This is a genomic window from Streptomyces sp. NBC_01216 (assembly GCF_035994945.1).
Classification (GTDB): domain Bacteria; phylum Actinomycetota; class Actinomycetes; order Streptomycetales; family Streptomycetaceae; genus Streptomyces.
Genome location: NZ_CP108677.1, coordinates 7014182 through 7031608, shown reverse-complemented (window position 1 = coordinate 7031608; position 17427 = coordinate 7014182). Strand labels below are relative to the sequence as shown.

The window sequence follows — 17427 nt, the reverse complement described above, 5'->3', positions numbered from 1 at the left end:
TCGTCCTCCCGCACGTCAGGAGAGAACACTCCGGAAGAAGCGGGAGCACTCCATGGGGCTGAGGATCCATCTCACCGAGGACGACCTGAAACGGGTGACGCTGGCTCAGGGCCCGGCGCCGCTGTGGGAGACGGTGATGAGCCTCCGCGCACCGCTGCGGCCGGGCCGGGGCGACCCGCCGTCCGACCGGCAGCGCTGGGCGAACGGTCGTGCCCGGCACGCCACCCGGCTGGTGCGGAGCCTGGTACCACCGGTCGGCTATCTTCCCGACCTGCTCACGCCCCCGGAGACCGGCCTGCAGCTGGAGGCCGGGATCGACGCGGTACTGAGCACCCCGCGGCGGCGCGTCCGCGAGGAGCTGGGCCTGCTTCTGGCGGACGCCCGGAATCACCCGCCGTCCCCGCTGACACGCGCCCTCGCCGAGGGCGGCGCGCGGGCGCTCGCCGAGCTGGGTGATGTCCTGCGCGCCTACCACGGCGCGGTCATCGCCCCCCCTGGACCGGCACGTGCGCGCCGCCTTCGAGCAGGCTGTCGCACCATCCGTCGGCAGGCTCCTGACGGGCGGTCTGGAGGCCCTGCTCGGGAACCTGCACGAGCGCATCCACTGGCGGGACCCGGTACTCGAACTGGACAGGCCGGGCCAGGACGACGATGTGCACCTCGACGGACGGGGCGTGCACCTGCTGCCCTCGCACTTCTGTCCGGAGGTTCCAACGGTGTACGCCGACACCACCCTTCCCTGCACAATCGTGTTCGCGATGGGGCACGGGACGGCCTGGCGGCCGCCGGATCCCGGCACGCGGCCGGACCGGGACAGCCTGGCCCCGCTGCTCGGCGCCACCCGGGCTCTGGTCCTGCGCTCGATCGCCGCCGAGCACCGGGGCGGTACGACGGACCTGGCCGGCCGGCTCGGAATCTCACCGGCGACCGTCAGCCACCATGTGGCGGCCCTCCGCTCCGCGGGGCTGGTCCGCACCGAACGGACCGGCGTCGGCGTGAGTCATCTGCCGACACCCCTCGGCCGCCGGCTCACACTGGCGTGAGGCGGGGGCTTCGACAAGCCACTGGTGGCCGGCGTGGCACCGCGCGACGGGAATTCTCCGCGAGCCGGGCCTCGTCAAGCTTTTCGATCCCCTTCGAATAGGTTGCCCTCTCGCCTCCGCGCACTGCACAGTCGGGACATGCCCAAGAAGGCGAAACGAGAAGAAGACCTCCAGCCGGCACAATTCCGTGAATCGACGACCGGGATGACGGTCCGTCATCAGAACCGGGACGGCTTCACCACGATCACGACGTGCGACGTGCCCGAATTCGGCGAATCCGCCTGCCCGTCATGACACCGGCGCCGCACGTCACCGAACGACGCCGACGCGTGAAGCGGAACGTTTCGAACGGCCCGCGGGACATTCTCGCCGGGATTGGCGAACGACTTCACGGAAAAGGGGAGACCAGCCTCGGCCCCTCCGGAGCCGTGTTTCCGCTCACCGTGCGAAAACGGCACCCGTGTGCGGCCGTTCCCTTTTCCGCGCACCGCCGACCGCGTCACCCGCGATACGGAAGAGGCGGGCCCCGACGACTCCACGAAGGAGTAAGGACCGGAGATGAGGCGACAGCTGGTGACCACGGTCTGTGTGACGGCGGCGGCCGTGGTGTTCGGCGGATGCGGGCCGGCCGTGCGGACGGCGCAGGACCTGACCGGCCCCGCGGGCCCCACCGCCCCGGCCGTCGAGCCCACCACGCAGCAGACGCGCCTGCTCGACCGGGCCGAGCAGGTGCTGATCAGCGACTGCATGGCCGGGCACGGGTTCGTGTACGTCGTCACCGAGCCCCCGGACGTCGACGAGCGGTCGTTTCCCTACGTGGTGGACGACGTCGCGTGGGCCCGGTCGCACGGATACGGCGCCCGCGAGGAGCGGCTCGTCGAGCGGGCCCGGGAAGCGGACCCCAACCAGCGGCGGCTCCGCGGCCTTCCGGCCGCCCGGCGGGCCGCCGCGCGCGATGCCCTGATCGGGGCGTCGCCCGTGGGACTGTCCGCCGAGGCCCCCACCGGAACGACCATCACCGCGTCCGACAAGGGCTGCGTCGCCGCCGCGCAGCGCGCCCTCTACGGCGATCTGGCCGCCTGGTTCCGCGTCAAGGTCATCACCATGAACCTGCGCCCCCTGCGGGAGACCCGGGTGCACGAGGACGCCCGCTACACGCGGGCGGTGTCCCGCTGGGCGGCCTGCATGCGGGCGGCGGGGTGGCCCTACCCGACTCCCGACCACAGTCGGCAGGCGGCCGCCGGTCTCGCCGACAGTCTCCCCGTACGGGAGGCCGACGCCGCCGCCGCCACGCTGGCCGTCGCCGAGGCGACCTGCGCGACCGGCACCCCGCTGGCTCGCGTCGCACGAACTCTGGACCGCTCCTACGGCGCGGAGCTGCGTACCCGCTATCGGGACGAGCTCCGGCTCAGGTGGCGGTTCCAGAAAGGCGCGCTGCCCTTGGCGCGGCGCGTCGTGGCACAGCACACCGCACCATCCACGGCACACCACGACAACTCCGGAGGATCTCATGAATAGGCTTCGCTCCGTCCTGGCCGCCTGCGCGCTGACGCTGCCCCTGTCGGCCGCGCCGGGTGTCCTGGCCGGCCCGGCCGCCGCCGCCACGGCGGAGGCCGACGTCGCCGCCGCGGACGGCAACTACTGGGTGTGGGAGCACACCGCCTTCGGCGGCAGCAAGTGCGGCTGGTCCGGCAACGACAGCGACTGGCGCACCTGCGGGTTCGGCGGGCGGTTCAACATGAACGACCGGGCCTCCTCCTGGCGGAACTCCGGCTACGGCGGGGCCTACGCCGACGTGCGTGTCTACGAGAACATCGGTTACACCGGTGCCTCGACCTGCGCGCCCAACGGCGGCTCGGGCAACATCCCGTGGGAGTGGAACGACCGCATCTCGTCGCACAAGTGGGTCACCAACTGCGGCTACTGAGCGCGCACCGGCCGGCGGTCGTGTCCTCCCGAGGGGTGACACCGTCGGGAGGACACCCGCGCCACTTAGGCGAGGAGCGCGCACCGAGCGGCGCCGGTGGTGGGCTGGGGTGCCGGTGGTGGGCTCAGGCCGTGACGGTGACGCTCTCGACACCGGGAAGACCCTTGTCCCACCAGTGTCCGTAGCGCCGGTAGACCGCCGGGTCACGGTGGTTGAGCAGGGAGGAGAGCTTCCGCGCCTCCTCGGTCAGACCCTGCCAGGCGGCCTTGCCGAGCTTGTGGAAGGCGGTCAGTTCGAGCCCGCCGTCGCCCGCCCGCCAGACTCCGGCGACCTGCCCGTCGACGAGCAGGCACGGCAGGGTGTCGCCGCCTCGCCGGACGACCAGGGGCCGGTATTCCTCGGGGACGAGGCGACCGGGACCGGCGTGGGCCATCAGGGTGCTGTCCCACATCGGCGGCAGCCGGGGCGGCGCGGGCGTGTCCTCGGGTGGCACCGTGGCCTCCGCCAGGTCGTAGAGGGGGACGCGGTCGGGGCCGGTCACGCGTACCAGCCGGTCGTCGAGTTCGTTCAGCGCACCGGTGATCACGGGGCGGGTGAGCAGCGTGAAGCGGGCGAAGTCCCGGGCCGAGGCGGGGCCGAACGCCCCGAGGTAGGCGAGCAGCAGTCGTCGCACGCCCGCGGCAGTTTCCCGCGGGCCGGGAGCGGGGGCGGCCGAGGAGGCGAGGTAGGCGTGGGGCCCGGTGAAGGACCAGGGACCGCCGGTGGGCGCGTGGTGTGCGGGCGCGTAGGTGCGCAGTGCCCACCAGACGCGGTGCGCGTGGGCGCCGAAGCGGCGGGATATCTCGTCCTGGACCTCGGCGCCGGTACGGGGGTGTACCAGGAACCGGGTGAGCTCGGGGAGCAGCGCGTCGGCTTCGGCGACGGTCAGGCCGGTGGCGGTGAAGCGGCGGTCGTACAGCCGGGCCGACCGCAGCGTGCCCAGCATGGCGGCGCGGTAGGGCGCGTAGTCCTCGGCGTGCACGGCGTGGAGCGTGATCCGCATCAGGCTCGCCTTCACGAGCCGTCGGTCCGCGAACGCCGCGTCGAGGTCTTCGGGAGCGAAGTCCCGCAGCCGGTTCCACATCGCGAGGTACGGCGATGCCGGTGACTGCGCCTGCAGGGCGCAGACCCGGCGGACCGCTTCCGCGATGTCGAGTTTCCGGCGCTCGAGCAGGAACTGGCGGTCCAGGGTGGCCAGGGCGAGCCGTCGAAGCGGACGCGTCACGGGCGCCGGTACCGGCGCCCGCCCTGGCGTCTCGTGCCGGGGGCTCGCGGCGGCCGGGCGGCACACACCAAAGCGCGAACATCAGGTTTTGTCCGTGTTGCTCCGCTTGTTTTGGAGTGGCCGCTGACATGCTGCCTGCCGACGCCGGGCGCGCGGTCCGCGCGCCGGAAGGGGATCACGTGGAAGCGGCGCAGTGGCAGCCGGTCATCGCCCTGCTCGCCGTCGCCCTGGTGGGCGTGTTCCTGCTGTACGGCATCGGGGCGGTCGTCCGCGGCGGCGGTGACGTGCAGCGCACCGGCCCGTTCAGCGGGGGCCTGGAGCCACGGGAGCATCCGGTCTCGCGGTTCCACGTGCGCTGGTACCCCGTCACGATGATCTTCCTCGCCTTCGACATGGAGATGCTGTTCATGTATCCGTGGACGAAGATCGTCCCGGAGGTGGGGGTCTCGGCGGTCGTCGAGATGTTCCTGTTCCTCGGCGTGCTGCTCGCCGGTGTCGTCTACGCCTGGCGCGAGGGGGCGTTGCGGTGGACCTGAGGGCACGGGTCGCGAGGGCCGCGCTGGCCCGGCCCGCAGTGCTCCTGACGGCGAGTCCGGGGGCCACTCGCGAGCGGCTGGCCGTGGAGGCCGAGATCGGCCGCAGGGGCTGGTCCCGGGCGGACGCACCGGCCTCGGCGAATCTCCTGGTGTTCGCCGGTACCCCGCGCCGGCTGGGCGGGGAGGACTGGGCGGAACGCGTGTGGCGGGCCGTACCGGGGCCGAAGGCCCGGGTGACGATCACCGAGGCCGAGGGGGCGGGAGCCGCGCTGGACCGTGGGCACGCGCTGCTCCTCGCCGCCGCCGGGCAGAGCTCCGGAGGCCGGGGCGGCCGGACCGGGCGGCGCCCCGACCGGGAGGTCGGACACGGCCCCCACGACGGGCCCGGTCGCGACGACGCGCACGGCCCGGACGGCGGTCACGGCGGTCCCCCCGACCACCGTCAAGGCGGGCACCGGTCGGTGGGGTCAGGTGACGCGGGCCCCGGGGGGCACGCGCACGCCATGGGGGGCGTCGCCGGTCTTCCCCTGGCCGAGCGGGGCGACGACCGCGACGGACTGCGGCTCGATCTGCTGCACGTACCGCTCGGCCCGGCGCTGACCGAATGGCCGGCGGGCCTGGTGGTGTACCTGGAGCTCCAGGGTGATGTGGTGCGCGGGGCCGAGGTCGACACCGTCCCGGGGGCCTCTCCGGCACGCCCCGCGTTCTGGAACGAGCCGTGGCTCCGCGCCCTGGCGGGTGAGCCGGTGACGGTCGGCGAGGCCGCCCGGCGGACGTGCGCGGCGCATCTCGACAGTCTCGGCCGGTTCCTCGGGGTGGCCGGCTGGCGCACCGCTGCGGTCCGGGCCCGCACGGCCCGCGATCGCGCGCTGGCCGGGGCGGGCGAGGACGAACTCCGCGGTCGTGTCACGCCCTTGGCACGCCGGCTGCGCGGATCGTGGACGCTGCGGTGGCTGACCGCGGGTGTCGGCGCGTCGTGGGAGGAGCCGGGCGGGGTGGACGCGCACCGGAGGCTGATCCTCTGGCTGGACGCGGTCGAGCGCGGCCTCGCGGACCTCGGGAGCCGCGATCCGCTCTCCGGCCTGGCGCCGGTCGGACCACGGGGTCCCGTCGACCCGCGGGGCCGGGCGTCCGGGACGCCGCTGGACGCGCTTCCCGGACTGTTGCGGGGCACCGAGTTCGCCTGCGCGCGGCTGATCGTGGCGAGCGTCGATCCCGATCTCGACGAACCGCCCGCGCCCGACGTCCCGGGGGGTCGCGCGCATGGCTGACGACGCTCCGCTGTGGGTGGTCCTCGTCGTCCCGGCCGGGCTTGCGGTCCTCGTGTGGGCCGTGGCCGCGGTGGACGCCGGGCCGTCGGGAAGCGGCCGGCGCGCGCTGGCACTGCTCGTGCAGCAGCGGCGGATGGTGCGTGCGTCGGACGTGCCGCTCGTCAGACTGGGAACGGGACTGCTGCCGGTCGCCGCCGTCCTCGCCGCCGCAGTCGTGCCTCTGGGTTTCCGCGCGGTCGGCGATCTGCCCGACGGCATCGTGTGGTTCAACGCGATGGAGGCGCTGGCCTGGGCGGCCGTGTGGCTGACGGGGTGGGGCCCGAACTCGACGCTGTCGCTGATCGGCGGGTACCGGTTCCTCGCGCAGGGCCTCGCCTACGAGCTCCCGCACATGCTGGCGATCACCACGGCGGCGCTGGGCGGCGAGTCCCTGCGGGTGGGAGCGGTGGTGGAGGCGCAGGACGGGGTGTGGTTCGCGCTGTGGATGCCGGTGGCGTTCGGGATCTATCTGTCGAGCGCGCTCGCCATGGCGTTCTGGGGTCCCTTCGACCAGCCGGTGGGGACGGACACGGCAGGCGGGGCGGCCGTCGAGCTGTGCGGGGTGGAGCGGCTGTTGTTCCTGGGCGGGCGATGGCTGCTGTTCGTCGTGTCCGCGGCCTTCGCCGTACCGCTGTTCCTGGGCGGCGGGAACGGGCCGCTGCTGCCGGGCTGGGCGTGGACGGGGATCAAGACGGCGGCCGTGCTCGCCTTCCTGCTGTGGGTGCGGCGCCGGATGCCGACCGTCCGAACGGAGCGGTACGTGGAGGTGGCCTGGGTGGTGCTGACACCGCTGGCGGTGGCGCAGGCTCTGGTGGTGGCGCTGGTGGTGCTGGGCCGGTGAGCGTGGTCGCGTTCTGGGTACTGGGAGTGCTCGCCGTGACGAGCGGGGTACTGGTCTTCCGTTTCGACTCGATGGCGCGCGCCACGTTCTCGCTGCTGACCTCGCTGCTGTGCGTGGGCGGGGAACTGATCGTGCTCGGTCTGGACTACCTGGGGATCGTGACCGTCCTGATGATGACGATCGAGATGGCCATCATGGCCGTCTTCATGATCATGTTCATGATGAACCCGGCGGGGCTCATGCCCATGACGATGACGCACAACACCCGGGGCGCGGGCTTCCTCTGCGCCGTGGTGTTCGCGCTGCTCGTCACCGGCGTCCTCCTCGTGCCCTGGCCGCCCCGACGCGGCACGGCACCCCCGGATCCGACCGCGGACCTGGGCCTCTCCTTGATGGGGCCCCACATGCTGACCATGACGACGCTCGGCATGGCGCTGTTCGCGACAATCGTGTCGAGCGTCGTCCTGGCCACCCGGCGCGGACGTTACGACCGCTACGGGGACGACCTCCGGGCCACGCGGCCCGACGACCCGGTCCGGGGCGGGGTCGGCCGGTGAACCTGGAGCTGTTCCTGGTCCTGGCCGCCGCGCTGTTCTGCACCGGTCTGTTCGGGGCGCTGACCCAGCAGTCGGTCGTCATGCTGATGATGGGCCTGGAGCTGATGCTCGGCGGGGTGATCCTGGCGGCGGGCGCCGCCTGGCACCACATCGCTCCCGCCACGGCCGACGGCCAGGTCCTGATCGTCGTCGCCATCACCGCCATGGCCCTGGAGATGGCCATCGGTTTCGCGGTCGTCACCGCGCTGTTCCGGTCCCGCGAGGTGGACATGACCGATATGGCCGCGGAGTTGAGAGAGTGAGCCCGCTGCTGTGGTCACTGGTGCTCCTGCCCCTCGTATCCGGAACCCTGCTCGCGCTGGCCGGAGTCCGGACGGACCGCTGGGCCGCCGGCACGGCCGTCGGGGCCGTGACGGCGGCTCTCGGCCCGGCGGTCGCGCTGGCGGCGGACGCCGCGACGCGCCGGCCGGCCGTCGAGGCGCCTTTCCTGAACGGCCTACCCGTCCGGCTCGCCGTGGACGGACTGTCCGGGGTCCTCGTGGTCACCGTCACCGCGGTCGCCCTGGTCGTGCTGCTCTTCGCGGCGGCCGAGTTCGGCCCGGAGGAGGCCCGGTCCCGCTTCTTCGGACTGATGCTCCTCTTCGTGGGCGGCATGCTCGTCACGGTCACCGCCGCCACCCTTCCGACACTGCTGCTGGGCTGGGAGCTGATGGGCGCCACCTCGTGGGCCCTGATCGGCTACTGGTGGCGGGAGCCCGTCCGTACGGCCGCGGCCGAGACCGCCTTCCTCACCACCCGCGCGGCCGATCTCGGACTCTACCTGGCGGCCGGCGCCGCCCTCGCGGCCCGGCCCGGCCCGCTCACCCTGTCCGGGCTGGCCGACGCCGACGAGCCGTGGCTGTCGTTCGTCACGGCGGGCCTCCTCGTCGCCGCCCTCGGAAAGTCCGCACAGCTCCCCTTCAGTTTCTGGCTGTCGCGCGCCATGCAAGGCCCCAGCCCCGTGTCAGCGCTCCTTCACTCGGCCGCCATGGTGGTGGCGGGGGCGTATCTGCTCGTGCGGGTCGGACCGCTGCTCGACGCCTCGGGGTGGGGCGCGGCGGCGACCGCCTGGACAGGAGCCGCCGGAGCGGTCCTGCTCGGACTCGTCGCTGTCGCGCAGAGCGACCTGAAACAGTTGCTCGCCGCCTCCACCTGCGCGCAGATCGGGTTCATCGTGCTGGCCGCCGGGGCCGGGGCGACGACCGGGGCGACGCTACAGCTGATGGCCCACGCCGCCGCGAAGAGCCTGCTCTTCCTGGTGGCCGGCGCCTGGCTGGCGTCCTGGGGCACCCAGCAGCTCCCCGAACTGCGCGGCGCGGCCCGGTCGTCCCGGGTACTCGGGACGCTCTGCACCGTCGGCGCCCTGTCGCTCGCCGGGATCCCTCCGCTGGCCCTGTGGGCGGCGAAGGACGTGCTGCTCGCCGGAGCTCTGGGGGACGACACGTGGCTGTACATGACCGGACTCGCCGGGGCGGTGGTCTCCGCCGTCTACAGCGTCAAGATCCTGTGGTTCGTGTGGCGTCCCGCCCCCCCGCGGACGACGGGACGGTCCCGCGTCCCCCGCGGGGTGATCGCGCCGCTGGCTGTGCCCGCCCTGGCATGCCTCGCCCTCACCCCCGTCGCGTTCCCGCCGCTGCGGGACGCGCTCGACCGGTATCTCGCCGCCTCGGACCAGCGGGGTCCCCACGTCTGGGAGTTCGCCCTTTCCGCCGCGCTCGCGCTGTCGTCGGCGGTCGTCGTCTGGGTCCGCGGGGTCCGGCCGGTCCCGCTGCCCGGCTGGGCGGCGTCCGCGTGCGCGCGGTGGCTCGGTCTCGAACACGCCGCCCACGTCCTTCTCGTCTCCCCCGTGCTGCGTGTCTCGCACGCCGCCGCGGCGTTCGACGACCGCGTCGTGGACCGGGCCGTCGACGCCTCGGCCCGGGCCACGCTCGCGGGTGCCCGCTGGACCGACCGCGTACTCGAGCGGGCCTACGACAGGGCGGCCGAGCAAGTCGCCTCCGGGGCCAGAGGGCTCGGCGGCTGGGCCCGGAGGCCACAGACCGGCCTCCTGCACCAGTACCTCGCCCAGGCGGTCGCCGCCTTCACCGTCCTCGCCGTCGTGCTCGTCCTCGTGAGGTAACCCTTGCTCACCGTCCTCGTGTTCGCGCCGACCGCGGTCGCCGTCCTGCTGCTGTGCCTCCCCGCCCGTGTCCCCCCGGGGGTGCCGCGTGCCGTCTGGGTGGCCGCGACCGCCGCCGAACTCGCCCTGGCCGGAGCCGTGTGGGCGGGGTACGACACGAAGGGCGGGACGGGGTACGAGGTGCGGGCCCGGTGGATCCCGAGCGCCGGCGTCGGCTATCACCTCGGCGTCGACGGCCTCTCACTGCCGCTGCTCGCTCTGACCTGTGTCCTCTTCCTCGCCTGCGCCCTGTACTCGCTGCGGGAGAGCCGCCGTCCGCGCGCCTACGCGGCTCTCTTCCTCTTCCTCCAGACCACCTGTCTCGGCCTGTTCGTCTCGCTCGACCTCATCCTGTTCTTCGTCTTCTTCGACCTGTCGATCGTGGCGATGTACTTCGTGATCGCCGGCTGGGGGCACCGGGATGCCAAGCGGGCCGCGCTGAAGTTCTTCCTCTACACCTTCGTCGGGTCGCTGGCGCTGCTGCTCGGATTTATCGGGCTTTACCTGGCCGCCGTCCCGCACACCTTCGACATGGTGGAACTGACGCGGCAGAACCCTCTCGCGGGACGCTCGTCCTACGCCTCCCTGGTACTGCTCGCCGTCGTCGTCGGCCTCGCCGTGAAGACGCCGACCGTGCCCTTCCACACCTGGCTGCCCCCGGCGCACACCGAAGCCCCGGCGGCGGGTTCGGCGATCCTCGCCGGGGTGCTGCTGAAGATGGGCACCTACGGCTTCCTGCGGATCGCCATGCCGATGCTCCCCGGCGCGTGGCGGCGGTACGCGCTGGTCCTGGTCGTGGTGGGGGTCGTCTCCGTCCTGCACGGCGCCCTGGTGGCTCTCGCCCAGACCGACTTCAAGCGGATGGTGGCGTACACGTCGGTCAACCACATGGGGTACATCGTCCTGGCGGTGGGAGCGGCCGCCGCGACGGCCGACACCTCGACCCAGGCACGTTCCCTGGCGATCACCGGCTCGGTCACGCAGATGGTCAGCCACGGTCTGATCACCGGGGCGCTCTTCCTCCTCGCCGGCGCGCTGTACGAGCGGGGACGGACGTACGACATGGGCGCCTACGGGGGCGTCGCCGCACCGGCACCGGTCTTCGCGGCCCTGACGGGCGTGGCCGCTTTCGCGTCGCTCGGGCTCCCCGGGTTCTCCGGCTTCGTCGCGGAGTTCCAGATCTTCACCGGAGCCCTCGGTCCGCGTCCGCTGGCCACCGCGCTGGCCGTCCTCGGCATCCTTCTCACGGCCGCGCTGTTCCTGCGCGCGCTGCGCCGGATCCTGATGGGACCGCTGCGACTGCCGGACGCGCCCGGCACCGCGCGGGTCTTCCCCGACCTGCGGACGCACGAGAACGCGGCCGTCGTGCCGCTCCTCGCGCTGACGGTCCTGCTCGGGGTCGCCCCCCGCTTCCTCCTCGACGTCATCGAGCCGGCCTCCCGCACGGTCCTGGAGCAGCTCGCCCGATGAACACCATGAACGACATGAACGCCGATCCGCAGGCTCTCCTGCCGGAGGTGCTGCTCGCCGCCTCGGCCGTCGCCGGCCTGCTCCTCGGAGCCTGGCTGCCGCGGGGCCGGCAGTGGCTGGTGGGGCTGCTGGCCGCGGCCGCGGCATGCGCGGGCATCGTCTCGGCGTCCGTCGCCGCCGCCGGACCCGAACGGACTGCGTTCGGCGAGGCGTTCACCGTCGACCCGGTCACCGGCACGGCGCGGGCCGTCGTCCTGGGCGGCCTCCTCCTCGTGCTGGCCCTCTTCGCGGGGCCGTTCCACCGGCACGCGCGGGAGAGCGAGACCTACGTCCTGCTCCAGCTCTCCTGCCTCGGCGTCCTCGTCATGGCGGGCGCGCAGGACCTGTTGCTGCTCGCCGCGGGATACCTGCTCGCGAGCATCCCCGCGTACACGCTCGCCGGCTTCCGCAAGGACGGGCCGGGGACCGAGGCGGCGCTGAAGTACTACGTGGTCGGCGCACTCCTCGGCGTCCTGATGCTGGCCGGAATCACCCTGTTGTACGCCTCCGGACGGGCCACCGGCTACCCTCCGCTGGGCATCGCCCTGCCCGAGGCGCCACGGGCCCTCGTGGCCGTCGGCGCGCTCGGACTGCTCGCGGGCATGATGTTCAAGGCGGGCGCCGTGCCGGCGCACTTCTGGGTGCCGGACGTGATCCAGGGCAGCACCTCTCCGGTGTCCGCGTTCCTGAGCACCCTTCCGAAGGTCGGCGCGCTGGCCGCCCTGCTGCGGCTGGGCGAGGCGGTCCTCACGGACGACGCCGTGCCGTGGGCACCGCTCGTCGCCGTGATCGCCTCCGCGTCGATGACGCTGGGGAATCTGGGCGCCTTCTTCCAGACGGAGGCGAAACGGCTGCTCGCCTACTCGACGGTCAGTCAGGCCGGATACCTGCTGATGCCCGTCGTCGTCGCCGGGCGCTCGGAGCTGGCCCGGCCCGCCCTGCTCTTCTACCTGGCCGCGTACGCCGTGACCAACCTGGGCGCCTTCGCCGTGGTCTGCGCCCTGCCGCGGGCGACCGCGCTCGCCGACTACCGCGGCCTGGCCCGTCGTCGGCCGCTGCTCGCCGCCAGCCTCGTCGTGTGCCTCCTCGGCCTGGTGGGCACCCCGCCGACCGCCGTCTTCGTCGGCAAACTGGAGAGCTTCGCCGCCGCCTTCGACGGTGGCTACGCCTGGCTGGCCGTCCTCGCTGCGGTGAACACCGTCGCCTCGCTCTTCTACTACCTGCGCTGGATCGTGCCCGCCCTGTCCCGGGGCGGCGACGCGGCACTCACGGATGGGGAGCGCGGAGCCCGTTGCCTCGCCCACGGCGCCGCGGCGGCCTCCCTCGCACTCGGCCTGGCGGCCGGACCCGTGCTGGCCGTCCTCACCGTCTCACCCGCGGCGTGAGTACCCGGGGCCGGGCGGACGTCCGCCCGGCCCCGGCACTTCTTCCGGAGCCGAGCGGTGTGGGGCCCGCCCGGCTCCGGAAGGGGGTCAGGCCAGCACGGTGAGGGCCCCCGGCTGGACCCGGACCGTCACCGGGACGGTCGCGTCGACCTCCCCGTCCGCCCCGTACGGGAGCGGACGGTCCGCCTCGATGCGGATCTCCCGGCCGCGGAGGATCTCGACCTGCGGCCGGTTCACGTGGGCACCCGTCTTCAGCTCGTTCATCGTCGCGAAGAAGTGGCGCTTGGGAGCGTCCCCGATCACCACGACGTCGAGCAGCCCGTCGTCGAGCAGCGCGCCCGGGGCGATGTTCCGTCCGAAGCCGTAGAAGCCGGAGTTGGCCGCGACGACCGTGTAGCCGTCGCGTTCGTACCGCACCCCGTCGACGGTGATCCGGTACGCGGCCGGCTTCCAGGCCAGGACCGCCCGCAGCCCGCCCGCGTAGTACGAGGCCGCGCCGCGCAGCAGACGCGAGGTGTTCGCGTGACGGTTGGCCACGGCGTCGACGCCCGCGTACACACTGCCGAGGACGGAGACCCGGTCGTGTGTCGCCGATTCCACCTCGATGGTGTCGACGGCCCGCGGCTCGCCTTCGAGCAGCAGCTCGGCGAGGCGCGGGGCGTCGGACGGCAGCCCGAGGGCCCGTGCGAAGTCGTTGCCGCGCCCCGCGGGCACCAGGCCGAACAGGGTGCCGGTGCCACTGAGCGCTCCGCCGACGCATCCGGCCATCCCGTCACCGCCCACGGCGAGCACGACGTGCCCCTGCTCCCCCGCCCGCTGGGCGAGTTCGCGGGCGTGGCCCAGGCTGCGGCTGTACACGGTGTCGAGGCGCGCGCCCGCCTCCCGCAGCAGGTGGGCCAGCGGGAGCAGGGCGGCCGTCCCGCTGGAGCCCCCTGCGGTGGGATTGACGACGGCGGTGAACTGTCGCATGGATCGGGCCTCCGGACGGCAGAAAGGGGTCAGCGGACGGGGATGAGGACGCCGGGGCTGAGGACCCCGGACGGATCGACCTCGGCCTTGACAGCCTGCAGCATCCGGATTCCCAGGGGGCCGATCTCGCGGGCGTACCAGTCCCGGTGGTCGGTGCCCACGCCGTGGTGGTGGCTGATGGTGCCGCCGGCCTCCAAGATCGCGTCGTTGGCGGCACGCTTGACCGGCTCCCAGTGGGCGACCGCGTCCTCGCCCTGCGCGGAGACGACGGTGAAGTAGAGCGAGGCACCGTTCTCGTAGGTGTGCGAGATGTGGCACATGACGAGCGGCGGGGTGCCGGCCTCGGTGAGGGCCGACGTCAGGGCGTCGCGCACCGACGTGTACAGCTCCGGGAGCGTGGACCAGAACCCGGCCGTCTCCAGCGTCTCGGCGAACGCGCCGGCGTCGAGGAGCGCGTCGCGCAGGTACGGCGCGTCGTAGCGGCCGTGCTCCCAGCGGTCGCCCGGTTCCTCGCCGACGTACCGGCCGCCGCAGGCGAGCAGGACCTCGCGGGCCGCGGCCCGCCGGGCGGCCGTCTCCGCCTCGGTGCCCTCGTAGCCGGCGATCGCCATGCAGCCCGAGGCCGGTGGGGTGTCGGCGTCGCCGATGGCGTCCGGCTGCGCGAGTCCGATGAAGGTCTCCGTCTCGTCCGACAGCCGCAGCACCGTGGGCCGCGGGCCGTCCTGCGCGAGCCGGCGCAGTGCGCTGGTACCGGCCTCGAAGGAGTCGAAGTGCCAGCCCTCGTAGACCCGCTCGCGCGGCAGCGGGCGGACGCGCACGGTCACCGCGGTGATCACCCCGAGGGCGCCCTCGGAGCCGAGGACCAGCTGGCGCAGGTCCGGGCCGGCGGCCGAGCGGGGGGCCCGTCCCGTCTCGAGGGTCCCCTCGGGAGTGGCGAGGGTCAGCGCGAGGACCATCTCGTCGAAGCGGCCGTACCCGGCGGACGCCTGCCCACTGGAACGGGCCGCGGCGAAGCCGCCGACGGACGCCCACTCGAAGGACTGGGGGAAGTGGCCGAGCGTCCAGCCCCTCTCGTTGAGCAGGGCCTCGCAGCGGGGCCCGCGGAGACCGGGCTGCAGGGTGGCGGTACGGGACACCTCGTCGACGGCGAGCAGCTGGTCGAGGCGCCGCAGGTCGAGGGCGACGAAGGGCCGCTTCGTCTCGGGCGCGAGCCCGCCCACGACCGACGTGCCGCCGCCGAACGGAACGGCGGCCAGACCGTGGCCGGCGCAGACGCGCAGGACGGCCAGCACCTCGTCGTGGCTGCCCGGGAGCAGGACGGCGGCCGGGATGTCGTCGATCTCACCGGCCCGTATGCGCAGCAGGTCGGGGGTCGACTTGCCGCGGGTGTGCCGGATGCGGGTCTCCGCGTCGTCGCACAGGGCGTCCTCGGCTGCGAGGACGGCACGGAGCGCCTCGCGGGCCTCGTCCGGCAGTGCCGGGGCGGGTGCCTCGATGTCGCCGAGGGTCGAGGGGCCGCTCGTGCGGGGGGTGACGCCGAGCAGGTCGCGCAGGAGGCCGGTCACCGCGTCGGGCAGCGGGGCTGCCTTGGCCGGGTCTCCCCAGCCGCTCCACAACATGTCCACTTCGAGAAGTTCCTCACGGTCTTGTTTCACGGACGGTGCTGCCGCTCGGCCCGTACTGGCATTACACTGTGACAGATGACGCCCATTCGTCACAACCACTCGGACGCAGATCCCGTGCTCGACGCCGCGCGCGACTGCGTGCTCGCCGTCGGCGTGCGGCGCACGACCCTGACCGACGTCGCCCGGCGCGCGGGCGTGTCCCGGATGACGCTCTACCGCCGCTGGCCCGACGTGCGCAGCCTCGTAGGCGACCTGATGACCCGTGAATGGATCGCGGTGGCCGCCGGCGCCATGCCCGGCGCCGACCCGGAGCGGCCGGTCCGGGCGCGGATCGTCGACGGGCTCGTGGCGGGAGCCGCGGCCTTCCGCGCCCACCCGCTCTTCCACAAGATCCTCGACGTCGACCCCGAACTCCTGCTGCCCTACATCCTCGACCGCAGGGGCGCGAGCCAGGAGGCCCTTCTCGGGCTCCTCGCCGGGGCACTCGACGAGGGTCACGAGGACGGGTCGGTACGCCGTGGGCGCACCGACCTGCAGGCCCGGTCGCTCCTGCTCGTCGTCCAGTCCTTCACCCTCTCGCTGCGAACCATGACCGACGAGAGCGATCCCGAACTGAGCGAAGCCGCCTTCCTCGACGAGCTGCGCACCCTGCTGGAGAGGACCCTCACGCCATGACCCCCACGAGCAGCCCCGCCCTGCCCGGCTCCTCACTCGACGCCGCGCGCCGCGGTCGCGAACTGGCCCGGCTCGCCGACGGCGCCGAGGTCGACGTCCTGGTCGTCGGTCTCGGCGCCACCGGCGCGGGAGTGGCACTCGACGCCGCCACCCGCGGGCTCCGCGTCGCCGCCGTCGACGCCCACGACCTGGCCTTCGGAACATCCCGCTGGAGTTCCAAACTCGTCCACGGCGGCCTGCGCTACCTCGCCACCGGACAGCTGGACGTCGCCCACGAGAGCGCCGTCGAGCGGGGCATCCTCATGGAACGCACCGCCCCCCACCTGGTCCGCGCCCAGCCCTTCGTCCTGCCCCTCACCCCTCTCGTCAGCCGCGGCCAGGCCGCCCTCGCCCGAGCCGGCTTCCTCGCCGGCGACCTGCTGCGCGCCTCCGCCCGCACCCGCCGCTCCACCCTGCCCGCACCCCGCACGCTGTCCGCCGTCGAGACCCGTCATCTGGCTCCGGCCCTGCGCCCCACCGGTCTGCGCGGCGGGCTGCTCTCCTGGGACGGCCGGCTCACCGACGACGCGCGGCTCGTCACCGCGATCGCCCGGACCGCCGCCGCGCACGGCGCGCACGTCCTCACCCGCGTGCGCGCCCTCGAACTGACCGGCGACGGGGCGCTCGTCCGCGACGAGACGAGCGGACAGGAACTGCGCATCCGGGCCCGCGCCGTCGTCAACGCCACCGGCGTGTGGGCGGGCGGCCTCGTAGAGGACGTCCGGCTGCGCCCCTCCCGCGGCTCGCACCTCGTGCTGCGTTCCGAGGACCTCGGCCGGCTCTCCGCCGGCCTGCACATCCCGATCCCGGGCGAGACCAACCGCTTCGTCCTCGTCCTGCCGCAGGGAGACGGACGTGTCTACGTGGGCCTCACCGACGAACCCGTCGACGGAGACGTCCCCGACGTACCCGACGTACCCGAGACCGACATCGGCTTCCTCCTCGACGTGCTCGGCTCCGCCCTCGACGTCACCGTCCGGCGGGCCGACGTGATCGGGGCCTTCGCCGGGCTGCGCCCCCTGCTGGACGCGGACGGGCCGGGCGGCCGCACCGCCGACATCTCGCGCAGGCACGCCGTGCTCACCTCGCCCGACGGGATCGTCACCGTCGTGGGCGGCAAGCTCACCACCTACCGGCGCATGGCCCAGGACGCCGTCGACACCGTGGTCGCCGGCCGTCGGCTCACCGCCGGCCCCTGCCGCACCGCCTCCGTCGCCCTGGTCGGCGCCGCCCGGCCGGCCGCCCTCGCCCGGCTCGACGTCCCGGCGCGTCTCGTACGCCGCTACGGCAGCGAGGCTCCCGCCGTGCACGCCCTCGGCCTCGGTGACCCCGCGCTCGCCCGGCCCGTCGTCCCCGGCCACCCCGTCACCGCGGCCGAACTGCTGTGGGCCGTCCGCCACGAGGGAGCGCTCGACACGTCCGATCTCCTCGACCGGCGCACCCGCATCGGTCTCGTGGCGGCGGACCGGGCCACGGCCGAGGCCGCGGCCCGGGAGGCACTGGCCGACCGGCGGTAGACCCGGGCGCCGGAACGGCGCGCCCGGGAGAGG

General features: G+C 73.7%; 17 protein-coding genes. 14 read left to right on the top strand and 3 right to left on the bottom strand.

What is annotated here, in order from left to right; all coding sequences use genetic code 11:
* The first annotated feature begins 506 nt into the window (after positions 1 to 506).
* From OG393_RS31980 to OG393_RS31965, 4 genes are all read left to right on the top strand, one after another.
* On the top strand, positions 507 to 1043 hold the full coding sequence (locus OG393_RS31980; protein ID WP_327378191.1) for an ArsR/SmtB family transcription factor: 537 nt from the start codon (positions 507 to 509) through the stop codon (positions 1041 to 1043).
* Between the two features lie 138 nt (positions 1044 to 1181).
* Positions 1182 to 1337, top strand: coding sequence for a hypothetical protein (locus OG393_RS31975; RefSeq protein ID WP_327378190.1), 156 nt, complete (start codon positions 1182 to 1184; stop codon positions 1335 to 1337).
* A 264-nt stretch (positions 1338 to 1601) separates the two neighbouring features.
* On the top strand, positions 1602 to 2561 hold the full coding sequence (locus OG393_RS31970) for a hypothetical protein (RefSeq protein WP_327378189.1): 960 nt from the start codon (positions 1602 to 1604) through the stop codon (positions 2559 to 2561).
* Entirely contained in the window at positions 2554 to 2970 is a 417-nt protein-coding gene (locus tag OG393_RS31965) for a peptidase inhibitor family I36 protein (protein ID WP_327378188.1), read from the top strand. Before OG393_RS31970 ends, OG393_RS31965 begins: the two co-directional genes overlap by 8 nt.
* Positions 2971 to 3094: 124 nt before the next feature.
* Here the strand turns inward: OG393_RS31965 and OG393_RS31960 are convergent, their stop codons facing one another.
* Positions 3095 to 4234, bottom strand: a complete 1140-nt coding sequence (locus OG393_RS31960; protein WP_327378187.1) for a winged helix DNA-binding domain-containing protein — start codon at positions 4232 to 4234, stop codon at positions 3095 to 3097.
* A gap of 179 nt (positions 4235 to 4413) precedes the next feature.
* On the opposite strand from OG393_RS31960, the gene OG393_RS31955 reads away from it, so the two are divergent.
* The 8 genes from OG393_RS31955 to OG393_RS31920 are packed head-to-tail and all read left to right on the top strand — an operon-like array spanning position 4414 to position 12569.
* Complete coding sequence (locus OG393_RS31955; RefSeq protein ID WP_327378186.1) at positions 4414 to 4770, top strand: NADH-quinone oxidoreductase subunit A; 357 nt, start codon at positions 4414 to 4416, stop codon at positions 4768 to 4770.
* Positions 4761 to 6041: a hypothetical protein gene (locus OG393_RS31950; RefSeq protein WP_327378185.1), complete on the top strand. Its 1281-nt coding sequence runs from the start codon at positions 4761 to 4763 to the stop codon at positions 6039 to 6041. The genes OG393_RS31955 and OG393_RS31950 overlap by 10 nt, the downstream gene beginning before the upstream one ends.
* Positions 6034 to 6921: an NADH-quinone oxidoreductase subunit H gene (locus OG393_RS31945; protein ID WP_327378184.1), complete on the top strand. Its 888-nt coding sequence runs from the start codon at positions 6034 to 6036 to the stop codon at positions 6919 to 6921. The genes OG393_RS31950 and OG393_RS31945 overlap by 8 nt, the downstream gene beginning before the upstream one ends.
* Entirely contained in the window at positions 6918 to 7478 is a 561-nt protein-coding gene (locus OG393_RS31940; RefSeq protein WP_327378183.1) for an NADH-quinone oxidoreductase subunit J, read from the top strand. The genes OG393_RS31945 and OG393_RS31940 overlap by 4 nt, the downstream gene beginning before the upstream one ends.
* Positions 7475 to 7780, top strand: a complete 306-nt coding sequence (locus tag OG393_RS31935) for an NADH-quinone oxidoreductase subunit NuoK (RefSeq protein WP_327378182.1) — start codon at positions 7475 to 7477, stop codon at positions 7778 to 7780. Before OG393_RS31940 ends, OG393_RS31935 begins: the two co-directional genes overlap by 4 nt.
* Positions 7777 to 9636 (top strand): NADH-quinone oxidoreductase subunit 5 family protein, encoded by a 1860-nt coding sequence (locus OG393_RS31930; RefSeq protein WP_327378181.1) that lies wholly within the window; start codon positions 7777 to 7779, stop codon positions 9634 to 9636. Before OG393_RS31935 ends, OG393_RS31930 begins: the two co-directional genes overlap by 4 nt.
* A gap of 3 nt (positions 9637 to 9639) precedes the next feature.
* Entirely contained in the window at positions 9640 to 11145 is a 1506-nt protein-coding gene (locus OG393_RS31925; RefSeq protein WP_327378180.1) for a complex I subunit 4 family protein, read from the top strand.
* 5 nt (positions 11146 to 11150) lie between these two features.
* Positions 11151 to 12569: an NADH-quinone oxidoreductase subunit N gene (locus OG393_RS31920; RefSeq protein WP_327378611.1), complete on the top strand. Its 1419-nt coding sequence runs from the start codon at positions 11151 to 11153 to the stop codon at positions 12567 to 12569.
* Positions 12570 to 12656: 87 nt separating this feature from the next.
* On the opposite strand, the gene OG393_RS31915 is transcribed toward OG393_RS31920, so the two are convergent.
* Complete coding sequence (locus tag OG393_RS31915) at positions 12657 to 13538, bottom strand: diacylglycerol/lipid kinase family protein (protein WP_327378179.1); 882 nt, start codon at positions 13536 to 13538, stop codon at positions 12657 to 12659.
* A 29-nt stretch (positions 13539 to 13567) separates the two neighbouring features.
* A complete protein-coding gene (locus OG393_RS31910; protein ID WP_327378178.1) occupies positions 13568 to 15163 on the bottom strand; it encodes an FAD-binding oxidoreductase in 1596 nt (531 codons plus the stop codon).
* A gap of 75 nt (positions 15164 to 15238) precedes the next feature.
* On the opposite strand from OG393_RS31910, the gene OG393_RS31905 reads away from it, so the two are divergent.
* Positions 15239 to 15838: a TetR/AcrR family transcriptional regulator gene (locus OG393_RS31905; protein WP_327378177.1), complete on the top strand. Its 600-nt coding sequence runs from the start codon at positions 15239 to 15241 to the stop codon at positions 15836 to 15838.
* Positions 15835 to 17394 carry a glycerol-3-phosphate dehydrogenase/oxidase gene (locus OG393_RS31900; protein WP_327378176.1) on the top strand — a complete coding sequence of 520 codons (1560 nt, stop codon included), beginning with the start codon at positions 15835 to 15837 and terminating at the stop codon, positions 17392 to 17394. The genes OG393_RS31905 and OG393_RS31900 overlap by 4 nt, the downstream gene beginning before the upstream one ends.
* The last annotated feature ends 33 nt before the right edge of the window (positions 17395 to 17427 follow it).

What these genes read in the sequence shown, in the direction of transcription:
- OG393_RS31970 (WP_327378189.1), top strand. Translation starts at nt 1,602, where the DNA reads ATGAGGCGACAGCTGGTGACCACGGTCTGTGTGACGGCGGCGGCCGTG.
- OG393_RS31965 (WP_327378188.1), top strand. Translation starts at nt 2,554, where the DNA reads ATGAATAGGCTTCGCTCCGTCCTGGCCGCCTGCGCGCTGACGCTGCCC.
- OG393_RS31920 (WP_327378611.1), top strand. Translation starts at nt 11,151, where the DNA reads ATGAACGACATGAACGCCGATCCGCAGGCTCTCCTGCCGGAGGTGCTG.
- OG393_RS31900 (WP_327378176.1), top strand. Translation starts at nt 15,835, where the DNA reads ATGACCCCCACGAGCAGCCCCGCCCTGCCCGGCTCCTCACTCGACGCC.
- OG393_RS31905 (WP_327378177.1), top strand. Translation starts at nt 15,239, where the DNA reads ATGACGCCCATTCGTCACAACCACTCGGACGCAGATCCCGTGCTCGAC.
- OG393_RS31945 (WP_327378184.1), top strand. Translation starts at nt 6,034, where the DNA reads ATGGCTGACGACGCTCCGCTGTGGGTGGTCCTCGTCGTCCCGGCCGGG.
- OG393_RS31915 (WP_327378179.1), bottom strand. Translation starts at nt 13,538, where the DNA reads ATGCGACAGTTCACCGCCGTCGTCAATCCCACCGCAGGGGGCTCCAGC.
- OG393_RS31975 (WP_327378190.1), top strand. Translation starts at nt 1,182, where the DNA reads ATGCCCAAGAAGGCGAAACGAGAAGAAGACCTCCAGCCGGCACAATTC.